Origin of the sequence: Enterobacter sp. UNJFSC 003 (assembly GCF_036903355.1) — a bacterium.
GTDB lineage: Bacteria > Pseudomonadota > Gammaproteobacteria > Enterobacterales > Enterobacteriaceae > Enterobacter.
Genome location: NZ_JBAKHK010000391.1, coordinates 1 through 213 on the forward strand (window position 1 = coordinate 1; position 213 = coordinate 213).

The following is a 213-nucleotide window of genomic DNA, read 5'->3' on the forward strand; positions in this document are numbered from 1 at the left end:
ATCCGGGAGGATTCGAACCTCCGACCGCTCGGTTCGTAGCCGAGTACTCTATCCAGCTGAGCTACGGATGCATCAGGATTTACTACTGTACTACTCGATACTCATATCACTTCTAAAGCAATATGAAGTAATAGATGGTGCATCCGGGAGGATTCGAACCTCCGACCGCTCGGTTCGTAGCCGAGTACTCTATCCAGCTGAGCTACGGATGCA

1 tRNA gene is annotated in these 213 nt (G+C 50.7%); it reads right to left on the reverse strand.

The features are described 5' to 3' along the window. Nucleotides 1-135: 135 nt before the first annotated feature. Nucleotides 136-212, reverse strand: a tRNA-Arg gene (locus V5P19_RS24690). Nucleotide 213 lies beyond the last annotated feature (1 nt).